Raw genomic sequence first — 15,919 nt, forward strand, 5'->3', positions numbered from 1 at the left:
CTACACCCACAACGTCAGTTCGTGCGCACGGCGGCGTCGCATCAGCAGGGCGCGCAAGCTGGCGCTCGCGGCATCAAGCCGGTCCGATGTAGCCGCTGTCTCCCGCTCCCGTAGCCTTGCGCGCCAGAGTCCGTATCGATGCTCGAAGTCGCGCATGGAGACGTAATCCATCCAGTGAAACTCCGGCAGCAGATGGGCGGGCAGATTGCGGCACACCGTCTCCTGCGCCAGTTGGCGGAAGTCGGGATCGCTGAATCGCGACGTCCACGCCGGGAAGACGACGCTCACCCGCGCGTTGAAGAACGATTCGGCCTCGCGGGCCTGCCCGTCGGCTTCTGCGGTCGTTCCGTCTTTCGTCGCTTCGACGCCCCTCGGCCGCAACAGCACATGCTCGACCAGATAGAAGCCCTCGGACGCCTGATTCAGCGTGCAAAGAAATTCGCGCAGAATTTCGACGTATCGTCCGGCGTACGTCACCGCGTCGTCGCCATGAAACCGCGCCAGCGGGACTTCACCAGGCGAGTCGCCGCCGAGGCGCGCGTCGTGCGTGCGGAAGTGGACATGCACCGCATCCTCGTGCTGTCGGAGGATGAAATTCTCCAGACGCACGCCATGCACGAGCAGGCCGCCGGGTAACGTGTCGCCGGGCCGCGCGTGCGCCCCGGCTGGACGCACCTCCGGCTCGCCCTGAGACTTGAGCACGATCAGACGCGCCGCCGCGAATTCGTAGCTCTCCTTCGTCGCCGTGTGATCTCCCTGCAACCGCAAATGCCAGCGCTTCAACGCATCGCTCAGCGGTGCCCCGGGTGGTTCGGCAGGCAAGCCCAGCAGGATCGAGATCTTCGCGTGCACGCCAGCCACGTTGGGCCGTCCGTCCGCCCGCACATCCGCCGCCCCGATATCGAACGCCGACGCCCGGTCGCGCGAGAGCGTCGCAATGTGACGCAGGAAATCCAGCTTGTTATCGATCAGCCAGCGCGCGCCGCGCACGTCCTGATAATCGTCGAATCGACGCAGCGACTTCTGGGAATACGTCTCGCCGTACATGGCCAGCAGCACGTCGAGCAACCGACTGCGACGGTCTTCCGCGCGGTCCTTGCGCGAGACGATCCCGGCCAGTTGGCTGCGGATGGCGTCCGGCGCGTCCGTATAGAACGCTTCGATGTCCGGCAACGCCTCGTTGTCGATCCGCTGCGAAAAATAGGTCTCGTACAGCGTTTCGACCGAGAACATGCGACCGACCGATTGCAGGTTTTCGAGATAGTTCGCCATCAGTTGCTCGGCCAGATACAGATAGGCCTTCAACTGGTGCGCACTGACACGGCTCTCCAGCGGGGCCGTGGGCGGCACACCGAAGCGGTTGATGCCGTAGATCGCCGGAAACTGATGCTGAATCGAGAAGTACTCTCGCAACTCACGTGACGCGCCCGTCGGTGCAGGCACCACGGTCGCGAGCGACTGCTTCGTATTTCGCAGCGTATCGAACTCGAAGCGTGCTTTGGCTAGGGCCACGCGGGCGTCGTCGAGTACGACCCGCGACTTGTCCTCACGTCGACGATCGCTGACGGACGTCGACGCATGCGCGCCACTCCCGACCGCCCCGCTGGCGAAATGCAGTCGCAGGAAGTTGCTCTGCGCGTCGCCGGGAAACCGCAGGCGCAATACCGTGCCGGACGCACCCGTCAAACTGTCGCCGCTCACGGGCGTTCCGTCGGCGGTACACAGCGCCAGACGTTGCACGTGAGCCACGCCGTCCACCGCCTGCACCAGTCCGACGAGACGCGCCACGGCAACCGGTGCGCCTTGCGCCTGCGCGCCCGTGCTGCCGACGTATCCGTGCACCGTCCGGGGCCCCGCGAACAGCGAGTCAAGCGTCACACCGGCCTCGAACGCCTTCACATAACGGTCGATGCGAAATCCCGAATGCACGGCACGCGCACATTGGAAGAAGACGTCCGCAAAGATCGACGCCGGGTCGCGCTCGCTGTGAATCTGAATGTCGCCACTCAGATACACCGGCTGAACCGGCACGACGGTCACGTCCGACAGGTCTTCCCCCAGATTCCGGTGCGCGTGAAAGACTTCCCGCACCCGCAAACACACGGCGGCCTCGATCTGCGCGAGCGACGCCTCGTCGGCACTGTCGTGCAACGCATCGTTCAGTTTGATGGCGATGCGACACAAGCCGTGCGCAGGCTGGCCGGTGCTCGTCGGCCGTTCGTCACGCGTCAGCCAGACGTCCTCCAACTCGGGGATCGTGTCGTACAGCACCTTGCGATAGTCCTCGAACGTCAGGACCTCGCTCGGAAAAATTTCGTCCGCCGGATGCAGCGCGTGATGCCGGTAATCGATCTGTCCATCGGCATCGGTCAGGTAGTCCTCGGGCGGAAAGTCCGAACGGTAACCGAGTTCGGTGATCGCGTAGCACAGCTGTTCGAGGATCGTGACGCCCGGGTCGTGCAGGTTGTAATCGGTCCAGCGATCGCCGCACAGCGCCTGCAACGTCGCAATCCCGGCGCGACGTAGCGCATCGAAGTCGAGCCCCTGAGGATCGGGCGCAAGGCGAGCAATGGACTCGGGCGCGTTCATTGCACTCTCGCCCCCGGCATACGGCTCGAACTGTCTACCGCCGCGTTGCCAAACGCGTGCCTCGCGGCGTGCAATTGCGCTCTCAGGTCGTCGATCAGTCCATGCACCCGGTGATACGGCAGATGCCCCAGCGCTTCGACAATCAGTGCGAAGGCCGCCGCGTCGAGCGCACAGACGACGGGCGCGCCCGGGGCGACGGCGTTGGCCTGGCGGTTCAACGCGCCGATCAGTTCGAAGACGCGTTTGAACGGCAGCTCGCCCAGCGCGGCCATCAGCAGTTGCGCGTCGTCGGTGCCGATGACGATGTCCACCGTTGCGGGCGTGGCACGCACGTTATCGCGAGTCATTGCGCCCCCTTGGGTTCCGGGTCGGTGGCGCTGCCCGTCATGTCGGGATCGAACCACAGCGTGGTGAGGTAATACATCACCCATGTCTTGGGCGCACCGGCGGCATCCCGCGTCGAATCGTACGGGCAACCGACACGCATTTGCAGCACATAGCTATGCTTCGCGCCGTCGGGTGCATCGACCCATTGCAGTTGAAGACGATTGCATTTGCTGCCGAAATGGGACTGACGGTAGTCGATATCCCCCTTGCCGTTGTACGCCATCACCGCGTAGGCATGCATCAGCGCGAACTTGCCGCTGCCGCGCTTGCCGACACCGGCGGTGATCTCGAACGCCTGACATCCCGTGAGCGGATCGGTGATGTCGTGCCACTTGCCGTCGGCCTGCACGCTGCGTGCACCCGGGCGTCCGCGACGTCCGTCGGCGACCACGCGCCCGGCCACGTCCAGTTCGTAAGTGGGTGTGGCCGCCGGTGCGCCTTGCGCCCCCGGTGCTTGCGTTGCTCCCGATACCGTATCGCGCGACGGCTTCTTGCCCAACTGCCGCAAGGTGAGTGCGTTGGGGTTATCGGGGTTGCCGAAGGCCAGTCCACCCGCCTCGCTGTCCAGCTGGATCGTCCAGATCGGGCTCTTCAGGTCGATGTTCTGATAGAAGCTCAGCAACTTGCCCTGATTGAGCTGGGAGACCTTCAGGCCATCGACCGGGGTCTTGTCGAACCCCTCGTCCACGATGTTGAGCATGGAGTCGATCAGTTCGGAAAATGCCGTGGCCGACGGCATCTCGCCGTTGCCGAACTTACGCCTCAAGGTGTCCCGGTTACGCCGGGCGATCGGTTTTCCGTTCATGGTCGTCATCCGAAATGATGAAGGTGGTGCCGATTTCCAACTGACTGAGCGTGGTCGGCACGCCCTCGTAATCCTTGTCGTCGTCCACGGCTTCGATGGCGTGATGCGCCACCGGGATCGCAATGCTCCACGGATACAGCGGGACGATGTCCGTCTGCGGGGTCGCGGCATCGCCCGAGTGCCGGGCGGTGTCGAACAGCGTGAAGGTCTGCATGTCGGTGCCCGCTGCCGCCGTCGCGTCGGGGTCCGTGACCACCGTCGCGATGCGCAGCATCGAGAAGCCCGAGACGTACTGCACATAGGGCAACGAGCCGATATACGCCTCGAGGTCGTGTTGCCGGATGCACCACCCGAAGTGCGTTCGATAGCCCACGTCGTCCTGCCACGGCGTGAGGTAGCGCGAGATCGCCGCGTTGAGCAGCGCGAGGTAATGACCGTTGCCCGCGCGGTCGGTGAAGCGCACCTTGCAGCGCACCTGAATACGTTCGTAGACCGGGTTCTCGACGGAAACACTCGCCCAGGGCGACGACAGCGCATTCGCAAACTCGGCGATCTGCTGGACGACGTTGCCGTCGAGCATCGGCATCTGCTCACTGTCCTTCGTGGCAGGCCAGTACGGCAGCGGCACCACAAGCGCCTGCCCCGGGCGAACGCAATCGATCGGTCCGTGCCGGGTCGACAGGTTCGCGAAACACTTCACTTTGTAGACTTCGGCAAACGCCTCGAGAATCATCGATTCGAAGTCGGCGGGCGTGACCGCACGTTGCTTGTGGCGCAACCGTTCGCTCACACGCGTACGCATCTGTTCGCGTGTCTCCTGTGCCCGGCCACCACATGACGGCAGCGGTTGCACGACAGACACGATGCCCGGCAGCGGACGTCGGCTGCGCGCAATGGTGCCCGCAGGCAGGACCATCGGCACCTCCGGCGGCACGTCGGTCCCGCGCCGGATCTGCACGGCTTGCGCATGCACCGCGTACAGACTGCAATACTTCTCCATATCGCGGTTGGCGCTCACGCGCAGCCAGTACAACCCGTCCGGCATGACGGTGTTGCGGTTGGTGATATCGTCCGGCACCCGCAACGTCACGATCCCGGAGGTCATGAGTTTGTGCGTGCCGTCCGTCAGGACGTCGCGAAGCGCGAGTGGCTTCCAGACGTTGTTGCTGAGGTAGCTCCAGCGTAGGCCTGCCGGGCGTGCATCATCGACGTCGTCGTCCACCGACCCCGTCACCGGCCGGGAGTCTTCGCGAAGCTGGAACAGCAACGTCAGCGTGTCGCCGAGGTCGTTGGCATCGATGCCGATGTAGAGATTGCCCGCATCTTCGAAGCGAGGGAGCAGCTCGGGGGCGGGATAGCTCGTCATGTCGAGCGATTCCCAGCCGGACGGGAACAGATGCAGGAAGCGGCCGTCTTCGTCCCGATTCGCAATCCGGTCGACGCTGATCGCTCCCGTCGCGCTGTAATCGAACGAGATAGTGTTGACGATGGGCGTGTATGGGGCACGCGGCATCGGGCGCTGTTTGCGCCACATACGCTTGCGCGAGTTGGCGAGCATCGTCGACGACAGCACCTGCGGGTACGCCTCGTGCCCGAAAGCGAAGGCGGGCGCGGCAAACGTGAACTTGAAGAATCCATTCTTCGCCCCCGGCCCCCATGTGAGCGGATGCGCAGGACTGACGCTCTCGTCCGGCTCGAAGAGATGCGCGAGCGAACCCACCTCCCACACGATGACGTTGTCGATGCGCTCGCCCTTCCCCGGCGTGACCCGCGTGTGAAAGAGCGGTACGACGGAGCGCGGCGCATCCCCTGCTGGCAACCATCCGCCCTTGGCCAGCACCTCGACCGACGCCACGTAGTCTTCGTTCGTGAGACGCACGTCGTAGCCGTCGTACCACGTACCGAAGCCACCGGTCACACGCGGCAGGTCCGCCCACTCGATACGAAGGCCGAACCGCGTGATGCGCTTGGACGCCATTTCCGTGCTGCCCGCCACCAGATAGCTCCCCAATCGCGGAAGCGGCCCGAACGGCGCGAAAGGTGTCGCGGCGCTGAGCTGGCCGATGTTGTTATAAAGCACCAGATCGCGACAGCCATTCGCCTCGACGTCGATTTGCGCGCCGCTCACGGGCAGGTTGCGCAGCAACCCATACGGGAACAGATACGCGCCGGGATTGATGACGCAGCGCACGAGCGGCGTGTCGACGTCGAAATTCTCACCATGCAGCACCGGCGAATATCGCACTACCGACGGTGCCTCCGGTGCAAGCACGAAGCTGAGCGTCATTTGGTTGCCGAACAGTCCGGGCACGTAACCCGCAATATCGATCCACCCCTTCTCTCCCGTCAGTGAGACGGAAAACAAGCTGCGCAGAATTTTGAGGTAAAGATCCTGACGACGCAGATGGCTATCGTCCGCCCTCTCTCGCCCTTGCTCGCCGTCGTCAACGGTCCGGGCAGTGCCTTCGACCGGCGTATTGAATACGGCGTCGGCGATGTGCCCGAGCTGCGTGACCAGCCGCTCATCGGCAAACGTAATCGTCAGCCGAATGACGCGCTCGCCCTCCTTGAGCAACAGCACCTTGCTGGCCAGCGCAAAGCCGACACGCGCGGCACTATGCGGGCTGATACCCGCGCCGGGCTTCGGCGCGCCAAGCACCGGCCACGCTTGCGGATGCTCCACGCCGGGGGGGCCACATGGCACTTCTTCGAACCACGCCGCCGTGGGCCACTTGCGCCCAGTCGCACCGTTGTCGGAATCTTCCGGCAGCAGGTTCTCCGGCATGCTGTAGCCGTTGTGGTCGAGATACAGCGTCTGCACACGCGTCACGCGTGCACCGCTCACACGCAGTTCGTCTTCCGACTCGTAGACGATGTCGTGACCCTGTGCGTCGACCCCGGCGGGGAATGCTGTCCCGGCGGGGACCACGACATCTCTGGCGTCGGGATTGCGACGCAAGACCAGCCACGTCCGGTCCGGCACCACGCCGCGCGGCGCGCTGCCGAGCATGCGTTCGTAGTAGAAATCGATGAACTTCTGCGTGTATCCGTTGAGCTTGTTCTGGAGCTTTTCGAACTGTTTGACGAACGCGATCAGCAAGCCGATAGCCGGATCGTGATTGCCGCTTTGGAGCGACACAGGCAGGCGGGCCAACGCCTCCTTGCGCACCATCTCGATGGCCTTCATGTACGCGTGAAAATCTGCACGCACGTCGGCTTTGCCCGGCACGGTCTCTGGTTCAGGCGTAGCCGTGGTAGCCACAGGCGCATGCGGCAAACGCTCGGCCTCGGTCCAAACGGGATCGAGCGGCTCGCGCAGCGACATCGATTCGATCACGTGCGGCACGCCGGAGGCCCGTCGGCTCAGTTGCATGATGACGGCTCGCAGCACCGTGCGCAGCGCCAGTCCGTTGTCCGTCTGCGCTTGCGAGAGCGCCACGTACCAGCCGTTGAGCGTGACGACAAGTTCCGGCACCGGCGACGCGCCGATCATCGCGCGAACGCCCGTGCCGTTGCCGCGCACACCGTCGTACTCCGGGGTGTCGCGCCACCACTGCGCGAACCGCGCCGTCTCGCGCGACAGATCGAACGCCAGAATGCGGCTCATGACGACGGTTTCGTCGGCGCGAAAGAATGGCGACCAGTCGCCCTCAGGCTTGTCCTCGGCGTTATGAAAGCGCACCAGCGCCGCGAACTCGACCACAACATCGAGCAAGTCGTGGAACGTCATCTCGTCGAGATGGAAATACCCGTCCTGCAACGCGGGCAGCGCCCGCATCGCCTGACTGGTGCCATCTCGAATGATGAGGTTGTGCATCGGTTCGTGTTGTCGTTGCGCTGATCGTGACGTTGCTTGTTATCGGAACGCCGGGCCGGGTTATCGCTGCGGCTCGATTTGTACCGTCGGCACATTGGTGCCTTCGAGGAAATAGAACGGGTAGACCATGTTGCTGCGAGTGTTCGTGCCGCGCACCGTGTAATCGATAAGCACGTCGACGCGCCCCTCCAAGGCGTTCGACGCGTCGATCTCAATGCGCTCCACGGTGACGCGGGGCTCGAAGAACAGAATCGCCCGGTCGATGGCGTCGCGCATCTCGGTCATCACGCTCTCGCTGATTTCTTCGAAGACGTACGCCTTGATCCCGCAGCCGAACGTGGGCTGCATGATGCGCTCGCCCGGCACCGTCGACAGGATGATGCCGAGGCTTTCGCGAATATCGGCCTCGGCTTCGACCATCTGCGTGCGGCCGCTGCCCGCGCTGTCGCCGAAGCGCGGCGGAAACGCCCAGCCGGTGCCAAGAAACGATTTATCTGTGCTCAAACGATCCTCCCGCACTCAGCCGCCGATCATCACGGTGGGACATCCCATCACGATTGCGCCGCCGTGTGCGCACGTGTCGCCCACGCGCGCCGCCGGTTTGCCCCCGATCATCACAGTCGCCGAGCCCATGACGATGCTGTCCGGCGGACCGACGCAGACGCAGTTGTCGGTGACCACGGCGGCAGGCAGCTTGCCGACCAGCACCGTGGGCACGCACGGACCGATGATCGGACCGCCGACGTGCGGGATCGGCGCAGGCACGGCGGGTGTCTGCATCGGGCAGGTGTGCATGTCGGTCAGTCTGGCTGCCATCGGCATGTCGTTGTCTCCTTGTCGTTTTCCGGACGCTTAGCTTGCGCGTCAGTTGATCATCACCAGCGCGCCCTTGACGGTCGTCTGGCCGCTGGCGGAAAGCTCGGCCGTGGCCGATCCTTTGGCGGTGAAGCCGACGTTCGCGGTGCTGGTGATGTTGAGCGCCTGGCTCTTGAGGTCGGCCTGCGCGGTCTGCTCGATATTCCCCACCGCGCTGATGCTCACCTTGCCCTTCGCGTTGATGACGATGTCCTTGGGGCTGTCGAGCGTGATGCCGTCCGGCGTCATCTGGATCTTGTTGTCGTTCTGATCGGTCAGGCAGATCGACTTGGCGTCGTCGCTCATCTCAATCGTGTTCTTCTGTGGTGTGATGAGCGTGATGACCTTCTTGTCGTCGTCGAAGATGACCTTGAGCAGCCCCTTCGTCCAGAGCGCCTTGGTAAAGTTCTCGGCGGTCAGCTCGTACGGCATCTTGTGCTGACTGCTGTAGACGCTGCCTAGCACCACGGGATAGGACGGGTCGCCGTTGAGATATCCCAGAATGACTTCGTCGCCGATCTCGGGGATGAAAAATGCGCCGACGCCTGACGAACCGTAGAAGCTCGCGAGCCGTGCCCAGACACCGACGGTCTCCGCCTGCAACACCTGCACCGCCACCTGAATCCGGTACTGGCTCTCAGGGTCGGCGTCGAGCTTCATGACCACGCCGATCTGCAACCCGCCGACACCGGGTACGAGGCCGGACGCCATGACATCCCCCGCACCGCGACGCTCGGAGAATCGCTCCGGCGACATGCCGAAATCCACTTCGGAGATCCAGTTGCCGTCGGCAATGCGATGCTGCACGGCGCTCACGAACACGCTGCCGCTGAAGCGTTTGCCCACGCCCTCCACCTCGATCATCGTGCCGGGTTTGGCCGATGCGTTGCCCTGAAACGACATGCGTCCGCGAATGCGGGCAAGTGCTGCGCGCATTTGCGTCGCGTCGCTCCAGGACTTGAGATCGTCGGACGGCACCGGCACCGTCGATTGCAGACGGAACGTGGCTGGCCCTGCGACCGTCGCCAGCTTCGATGCGCTCAGGTTGCCCTGCTCGTAAAGCGACGTACTCCCCGCCGTTTGCTGCACCATCGCCTGTGTGGACGGATCCCACGCAGCGGCCACGACGCTCTGCAACTGCGTGCGCGCATCGATGTCGGCCGAGAACGACATGAGATCCAGGCCGTAGGTCACTTTCAACACGGCGGCTGCGCTGGTTTGCGGCGCTTTTACGGTGATCTTGCCGCCGTCGTCGGCAATCACCAGCGCACCGTTCGCCTCCGCCCGCAGCAGCATGAAGTCCCAGTCCGTGCTGTAGAACTGCACGATTTCCTTGTGCTGGGTGGTGGTCGCGGCGACATCGGACGTCGCGCCCGCCTTGCCGATCAGCTGGCTCATGATGTCGCTGTCCTTCATGTCGATGTAGTTGGCGTTGCAACTGCCAATCGTCATACTCACGGCCTTGTGGCGGCATTCCAGCACGAGGCGTGCCTCGTTGCCGCCCGTGATGCGGATGCTGTGACGGATCAGCACACCGTCGAAAATCTTTGTGGCGTTCGATCCATAGCCAGCGCTGATCACGATGACCGCGCCGGGCGCGAACGTGTCCATGTCGCTGACGGGGAAGTCGTTGTCGGGCATATCGCCGTCGAGGATCTCGATGCGTGCCTGACATATACGCCCGACGGCGCGCTCGATATCGACCGAAATTATGCGGATCGTGTCGGCAAGGGGCGAGCCGTTGCTGGTGATCGTCAGCTTGAGAACGCCGCTGGCATTGAGTGCGGGAGAGTCGGCCATAGCGTTAAACCAGCGGCGGGAAGCGCAGCATCATGCCCGGCTCCAGCTTGCGGAAACCGGTCAGATTGTTGATGCGCGCGACTTCCCGGTAATACGAGGGATCGTTATAGATGCGGTTGCACAGCAGCGGTAGCGTGTCGCCTGCCGTGACTTCCACGAGGTGACTCAGGTCCGGTGAGCTGAGATTCGCGCGCAGCGAACTCTCGGTCGCGCTCACCCAGCCGACGATACCCAGCGACACTCGGGCGCGCAGTGGCTCGCCGGTGGGCTTGAACATCGTGTAGTCAAGCCCGATGGACTCGACACGCCCAAAGAAAATAAACGTGCCCCACAGCAGACGCACGTAATTCGGCTCGTGCTTCTTGCCGTCGTACTTGTAGATCACCGCCAGCATGGCGTCGATCATGTCCTTTACGCTGCGCGAGTCAGTACCATCCACCACGCCGGTCCCGTCGAGCACCAGATTGTCGATGCTGATGGTCTCCGGGCGCACGGCGCTAAAGCGCGGCGTCGCGCTCGGCTGCCCGAGCGTCTGCTTCTTGTTGTATTCGATGCTCAGCTTGCGCTTGTAGCCGACCGGATTGATCAGCGCTTCAAACGGCGTGCGGCTGTTGTCCACGGCAATCTGCCCGCTGGACACCGTGCACGGTGCAATGCTGAACTTGCGACGGGTGAGACTGGTCGCCACGGCTTAACGCTCCTTCGCCCGTTCGAGCAGGTCGAGCACCAGCGAACGGCATTCGGCAAGCAATTCGGCTCGTGCCTGCTCGTCGAAGCTGCGCAACACGCCCGGCTCCTCGATCGGTGCCGTCAGTGCACCGACGGTGTCGGATGCGCGCTGCACGACCGTCGACTTGATGCTCAGATGACCGATTTCGATTGGCATCGGCGAATCCCCTTGTGTGCTTTGCTTGTCTTCACGCCATACGGTTCGAGTAGGTGTAGCTCAGTACGATCTTCTCTATGGCCACTTCGTTTTTGGTCGAACCAAAACTCTCGATTTCCCACTTCACCGGAAAAGCGTTTGCGAACGTCCAGATGCGAATCGGCAGATGCAACTCGTCGAGCAACTGCACCATCAGCGACTGCGGCCGGATTGGCACGATGAACTCGCCCTCGAACACCGAACGGCACCACATCACCAAGGGCGACGTCATTGAAGCGATGCCCCGCTTGAGCTCCAGATGCGGATGCTTGACGCCCTTCGGCAGCGTGTGCACAAAGCGGTTCTCCCCGCCCTCGGGCACGGCTTCCGTATCGAGCTCCGTCGCAATGCCCGACACGTCGCGAAACGAGGCGTCCATCGCACCGGCGGTAGACGCGAACATCACGCGAAAATGAAAGGCTGACGGTGGATAGGGATCGAACGGCGATGACGGCATAGCGCAGACGCGTGGTAATCGGAACAGCAGGGACATTCGGGAAAATGGGGACGAACGGAATCGAACGCATACCCCGGACAAGCACGACGGTGGCCAGCGCTGGCGGCCCGCGAGGCGGGCGCACCAGTGCGGCACACGAGCATCAGCCGTTGGCGATGGTCAGCCCTTCGTGCACGATCTCGATGGTCTCGATGGCGACTTCGTTGCCTTCGGACTTCAGATCGGTGCCCGTGATCTTGGTCGGCCACGCGTTGGCGAGCGTCCAGACCATGGTCGGCTTGCCCGCTTCGTCGAGCAGGCTGATCGTCACCGGCACCCGCTTGATCGTGTTCATCTTGATCTGGTTGAACCAGTCCCAGAACTTGTTATCGGACTTGAACACGCCCTTCTTCATGGTCACGTTGCCGTACTTCTTCATGCCCGGCATCTTGATCACGGAGAACTCGGGGCTATCGCCATGACGATATTTGATTTCTTCGGACTGCACGTCCAGGCCACTCACTTCCTGAAACGACATGACCTGCGAGTCCCACTTCACCTGAAAGTAGAACTTGGGAAGGGGCCAAACCGTGGTGGATTGTTTCGAACCATCGTCTGCCATCACACACCTCGTCTATTGATTGCATGCGGAAAATGCCGGACCGTGCCCACGTTTCGCGCTTCGTATCGACCTTTGTCGATCTCCTGCGTGCGCAGCGGCTATCGTCCGGCCTAGCGGATCGCGCCCGAGCGCGCTCAGGACTTCTGCATCTGCTGTTGGAACGTCAGCTCGATGAATTCGGCCGGACGGCTCACCGCCACCAGCACCGTCACCTTGAGCATGCCTTCGAGAATGTCCTCGCCGGTCATCGTCTCACCCAGGCCAACGAAGACCTGGAAGGCATCGTCCGGGCTTGCACCCGCCAGCCCGCCGCGCTTCCACACACTGGTCAGGAAGTTGCGCACCATGCTCTTGATCGTCACCCACGTATTGGCCGTGTTCGGCTCGAACACATAGGCCTTGCACGCGAGGCGCAGCGACTCTTCGATCATGATCATCGTGCGGCGCACGCTCAGGTAGCGCCAGTCGAGACTGTTGCCGTCGAGCGTACGTGCACCCCAGACCATCACGCCTTCGCCGATGAAACTGCGAATGGCATTGACGGACTTGCCGGTCGTCGGCACGTTCAGGTCTTCCTGATCGGCATTCGAGATGTTCACGCACGGCGACACTACGCCGTTCAGGCTGATATTGGCCGGGGCCTTCCACACACCGCGCGTGTTGTCGACGAGCGTGTAAAGACCGGCCATGCCTGCGGCGGGCGGCATCAGGTTGATCTTCTTCTGAAGCGACTGAAGCACCTGCACATAGACAGGGCTGATGACGCTCAGCGTCTTGTGCAGATCGGCAATGGCCGCCTTCGTCATGACCGGGGGCTTGGCTGCGGCCGTCGCGTCTGCCTTGGCAGGGGCGGCTGCGTCACCTTCGGCGGCCGGTGCGGCGGCGGGCGCGGCGGCGGCATCGGCTGCAGCGGCCGGTGCGGCATCCGTCTTCGCTGCATCGCCGCCCGTGAGCTTCGCCAGGACGGTCTTGACCTGTGAGGCCTTCGCTTGTGCGGCCGGTGATACGGGCGCCGGCGGATTGAGCACCGCATCGAGTTCGGCGGTGATCAGCGTCTGGAGCTGGCTGAGATTGGAGAGCTTCGTAAAGTCGAGATCCTTCTCCGTCACGATCGACGTGTTGACCCACGGGTAGTAGCCTGCGCCGAAGTCGAGGAAGGAGGAACCGACGTCGTCGCGGAAGTCGGTGATGCAATCGCCGCCCGGCGTCTGACGGTCCCACGCACCACCGAACACGTCGAGAATCGCAAAGCGGTTACGCATGGTGTAACCGCAGTGCATGAGCATTTCCTTTTGCACCGAGGCACAGTCCTGACGCGACAAACGCACCGCGTCGGGCACGAGCACCATCGTCGGCTCCTGTTCCTTCACGAGCGACTGAACGCCCTTGATCAGGTCGTCGGAGCTGACGCTGCCGCCGTCGTACGTGCCGACCGACACGATGTAGCACGGGCCACCGCCGTTCTGGAAGAAGAACAGCATGCTGTAGTACAGCAGGTATTCGATGCCTTGCGGCGTGAACTTGAAGGGCTTGCGCGCGCCCTGTGCACCGATGAAGAGGTCGGTGACGACAGGACGTGCGGGCGGCGTGGCGGCAGCGTCGCCACCGGCGGGCGCAGCGGCGGCATCACCGGCGGCGGCATCGGCCGCAGGCTTGGCCGGTGCCGTTGCAGCGGCCACTGCGTCGAGCGAGTAAGTCGTCGGCGGCGGGCCACCGAAATACATGAGGAATTCGGCCATCGAGCTGATTCGCCACGGCGTACCGGCCAGCGGCGTGCCCTTGTTATCGGCGAACTGCGTGTAGCCGATGAAGGCAGGCACGGCCGTGGCGACTTCGACCACGGAATTGGGAAACGCGTTTTGCTCGACTACGTATACGCCTGGTGTTTTGTATTGCGCCATGTGTTCACCTCGGTCATCGATGTCAATTGATGTAGATCTCGGATACCAGTACTGCCCGGCTTTGCGCCGCTAGTTCAGCGTCCTGCGGTTTGTGCACCTTCGGCGTCTTCTGCGTCAGGCTGCCGATGTCGGCATTGGGCAGTCTCCGGATCAACACGCGTTCACCCGACCGGCCCCGTTCCCGCAACTGAAATCGCTGCGGGTATTGCTGCTGCATTGCAATCGCTTGCTCACTCTCGAAGATCACGGCGTGACGTCCGCCCGGACGTGCCTCGCGGCCTGCCGTAACAAAACTCACCCTCTCGTCCAGATCGACGATGTTCAGCGCGTCCGCCCCTTCGTCTCCTTCGGCGCACACGTAGTAGTAGCGCCAGCAACTCTCGCGCGCTGCGAAATTCGCCAAGTAGTCGACACCGCCCGGCTCGCTGCCCGCCACCTGATCGGCGAGGTCGATCTGCACCACCAATACCGGCGGATTCACGCGATCGGCGCGTTCGAGATACGGTGCGAGCGACGATGTGTCTACAGGCACTGCGTCGCTTGTGTCGACGCAAGGTTGTGTGTGTAGCTGACGTGTCGACGTCTGCCCCTCGACGGGCACACTCGCTTCGCTGGTGAGGAAGCACACCGACGCGCCTTGTTGCGCGGCCGGGCGTGTCGGGGACGTGTAAAGGGAAAATGCGGTGTCTTGCGCGTACCACTTGAAGGTGGCCACTGCGTCGCCGCGTCGGAGGCCGTCGAGCAAGACGTCGCGGCGCTCAGCGGCACAGAACACCGCGACGCCTTGACGGTGCGCACGCACGAGGAGGTCGCGACGGCGCACCCACTGGGCGGTATCCGGCGTAGCTTCATGGCGAAGCCACAGGCTCGGCTCCGTCCAGTAGGCGTGGGTGACGTCGATGGTAAACAGGCGTGTATAGCCCGGCACCACCGGCGTGGAAGCAGACGTAGGCATCCCCTCTGGTCCGCTCAGTGACTAATCGCCGGAACCGGCGCACGCACGGTCGGCACGGTGCCGGTAATGTCGCCGGTATCCGGTGCCATCAGGCGAACCTTGTACAACACGGACGGCAAATACTTGCCGCCGAGCATCGTCCAGAGGTTGCTGAGTTCGCGGATATCCAGATTCTCGATCTCGAGCATCAGTCGGTCGATACGCGGATCGAGCGACGGCGACGAGCGATGATCGAATACGGGATTGCGCTGGAAGAATGCGATGGCTGCCGAGATCAGCTTGAGCGAATCCTCGTAATGGCCACCCGTGAAATTGGCCGCCACCATGACATAGAGATTGAGATACAACGGGGCCACGCCGAGCGACAGGCTCGAAGCGCCTGCATCACCCGGAATGCCCTTGCGCACTGGACCGGAGTCGCGCTCGATGTGCGTGAGCATCACGACCAGGCGGTTGCTGGTGTTGGCGACCGCCTGACCGTTGACGTCGACCAGGCCGGACATCGTCACGATGTCGCCGTCGAGCGTATACGTCTGTTTTAAGTGTTCGTTGAGCCGACCCGCAAGGTGGCCCACAGCAGCGTTAATCATGGTCCCCGATACCCTTTCGCAATGCGGTTGCAAAATCTGATTCGGTACAACACTTTCGACTACTGGAACTGGCGTGTCGCAAAATTTCTTACATCGTGTCGTATGGCGAAACACGACGATCTGGATTCCTGAGCGTTTTTGCGCCGCCCGGAAGATTTGCTTTTGATTTTTTGCTGCGGAACTGTAGCACAAGCGCGTGGCGAATAGCGCGCTCGTGAAAATTCGTAATGAATTGCG

General features: G+C 63.0%; 14 protein-coding genes. All 14 read right to left on the bottom strand.

Annotated elements, in window-relative coordinates; all coding sequences use genetic code 11:
* Positions 1–2,589 (bottom strand): hypothetical protein, encoded by a 2,589-nt coding sequence (locus tag ACIQWO_RS05160; protein ID WP_402820054.1) that lies wholly within the window; start codon positions 2,587–2,589, stop codon positions 1–3.
* Complete coding sequence (locus ACIQWO_RS05165; protein WP_402820057.1) at positions 2,586–2,936, bottom strand: hypothetical protein; 351 nt, start codon at positions 2,934–2,936, stop codon at positions 2,586–2,588. Before ACIQWO_RS05165 ends, ACIQWO_RS05160 begins: the two co-directional genes overlap by 4 nt.
* On the bottom strand, positions 2,933–3,781 hold the full coding sequence (locus tag ACIQWO_RS05170) for a hypothetical protein (protein ID WP_402820060.1): 849 nt from the start codon (positions 3,779–3,781) through the stop codon (positions 2,933–2,935). The genes ACIQWO_RS05165 and ACIQWO_RS05170 overlap by 4 nt, the downstream gene beginning before the upstream one ends.
* Positions 3,753–7,598 (bottom strand): baseplate J/gp47 family protein, encoded by a 3,846-nt coding sequence (locus ACIQWO_RS05175; protein ID WP_402820063.1) that lies wholly within the window; start codon positions 7,596–7,598, stop codon positions 3,753–3,755. Before ACIQWO_RS05175 ends, ACIQWO_RS05170 begins: the two co-directional genes overlap by 29 nt.
* Before the next feature lie 60 nt (positions 7,599–7,658).
* Positions 7,659–8,102 carry a GPW/gp25 family protein gene (locus ACIQWO_RS05180; RefSeq protein WP_402820066.1) on the bottom strand — a complete coding sequence of 148 codons (444 nt, stop codon included), beginning with the start codon at positions 8,100–8,102 and terminating at the stop codon, positions 7,659–7,661.
* Positions 8,103–8,117: 15 nt separating this feature from the next.
* Entirely contained in the window at positions 8,118–8,414 is a 297-nt protein-coding gene (locus tag ACIQWO_RS05185; protein WP_402820069.1) for a PAAR domain-containing protein, read from the bottom strand.
* 48 nt (positions 8,415–8,462) lie between these two features.
* The gene (vgrG, locus tag ACIQWO_RS05190; RefSeq protein WP_402820072.1) at positions 8,463–10,253 is read right to left on the bottom strand and encodes a type VI secretion system tip protein VgrG; all 1,791 of its coding nucleotides are present in this window, start codon (positions 10,251–10,253) and stop codon (positions 8,463–8,465) included.
* A 4-nt stretch (positions 10,254–10,257) separates the two neighbouring features.
* The gene (locus tag ACIQWO_RS05195; RefSeq protein WP_150574167.1) at positions 10,258–10,941 is read right to left on the bottom strand and encodes a peptidoglycan-binding protein; all 684 of its coding nucleotides are present in this window, start codon (positions 10,939–10,941) and stop codon (positions 10,258–10,260) included.
* Positions 10,942–10,944: 3 nt separating this feature from the next.
* Positions 10,945–11,139, bottom strand: coding sequence for a DUF5908 family protein (locus ACIQWO_RS05200; RefSeq protein WP_402820076.1), 195 nt, complete (start codon positions 11,137–11,139; stop codon positions 10,945–10,947).
* A gap of 31 nt (positions 11,140–11,170) precedes the next feature.
* Positions 11,171–11,635 (bottom strand): phage tail protein, encoded by a 465-nt coding sequence (locus tag ACIQWO_RS05205; protein WP_039398343.1) that lies wholly within the window; start codon positions 11,633–11,635, stop codon positions 11,171–11,173.
* 142 nt (positions 11,636–11,777) lie between these two features.
* Positions 11,778–12,236: a phage tail protein gene (locus ACIQWO_RS05210; protein WP_402820081.1), complete on the bottom strand. Its 459-nt coding sequence runs from the start codon at positions 12,234–12,236 to the stop codon at positions 11,778–11,780.
* Between the two features lie 134 nt (positions 12,237–12,370).
* A complete protein-coding gene (locus ACIQWO_RS05215) occupies positions 12,371–14,137 on the bottom strand; it encodes a phage tail sheath family protein (RefSeq protein WP_402820083.1) in 1,767 nt (588 codons plus the stop codon).
* A 22-nt stretch (positions 14,138–14,159) separates the two neighbouring features.
* Entirely contained in the window at positions 14,160–15,092 is a 933-nt protein-coding gene (locus ACIQWO_RS05220) for a hypothetical protein (RefSeq protein ID WP_402820086.1), read from the bottom strand.
* Positions 15,093–15,106: 14 nt separating this feature from the next.
* Positions 15,107–15,682 (bottom strand): DUF4255 domain-containing protein, encoded by a 576-nt coding sequence (locus tag ACIQWO_RS05225; RefSeq protein ID WP_257957881.1) that lies wholly within the window; start codon positions 15,680–15,682, stop codon positions 15,107–15,109.
* Between the last annotated feature and the right edge of the window lie 237 nt (positions 15,683–15,919).

It is taken from the genome of Pandoraea sp. NPDC090278 (genome assembly GCF_044772185.1).
Taxonomy (GTDB): Bacteria; Pseudomonadota; Gammaproteobacteria; order Burkholderiales; family Burkholderiaceae; genus Pandoraea.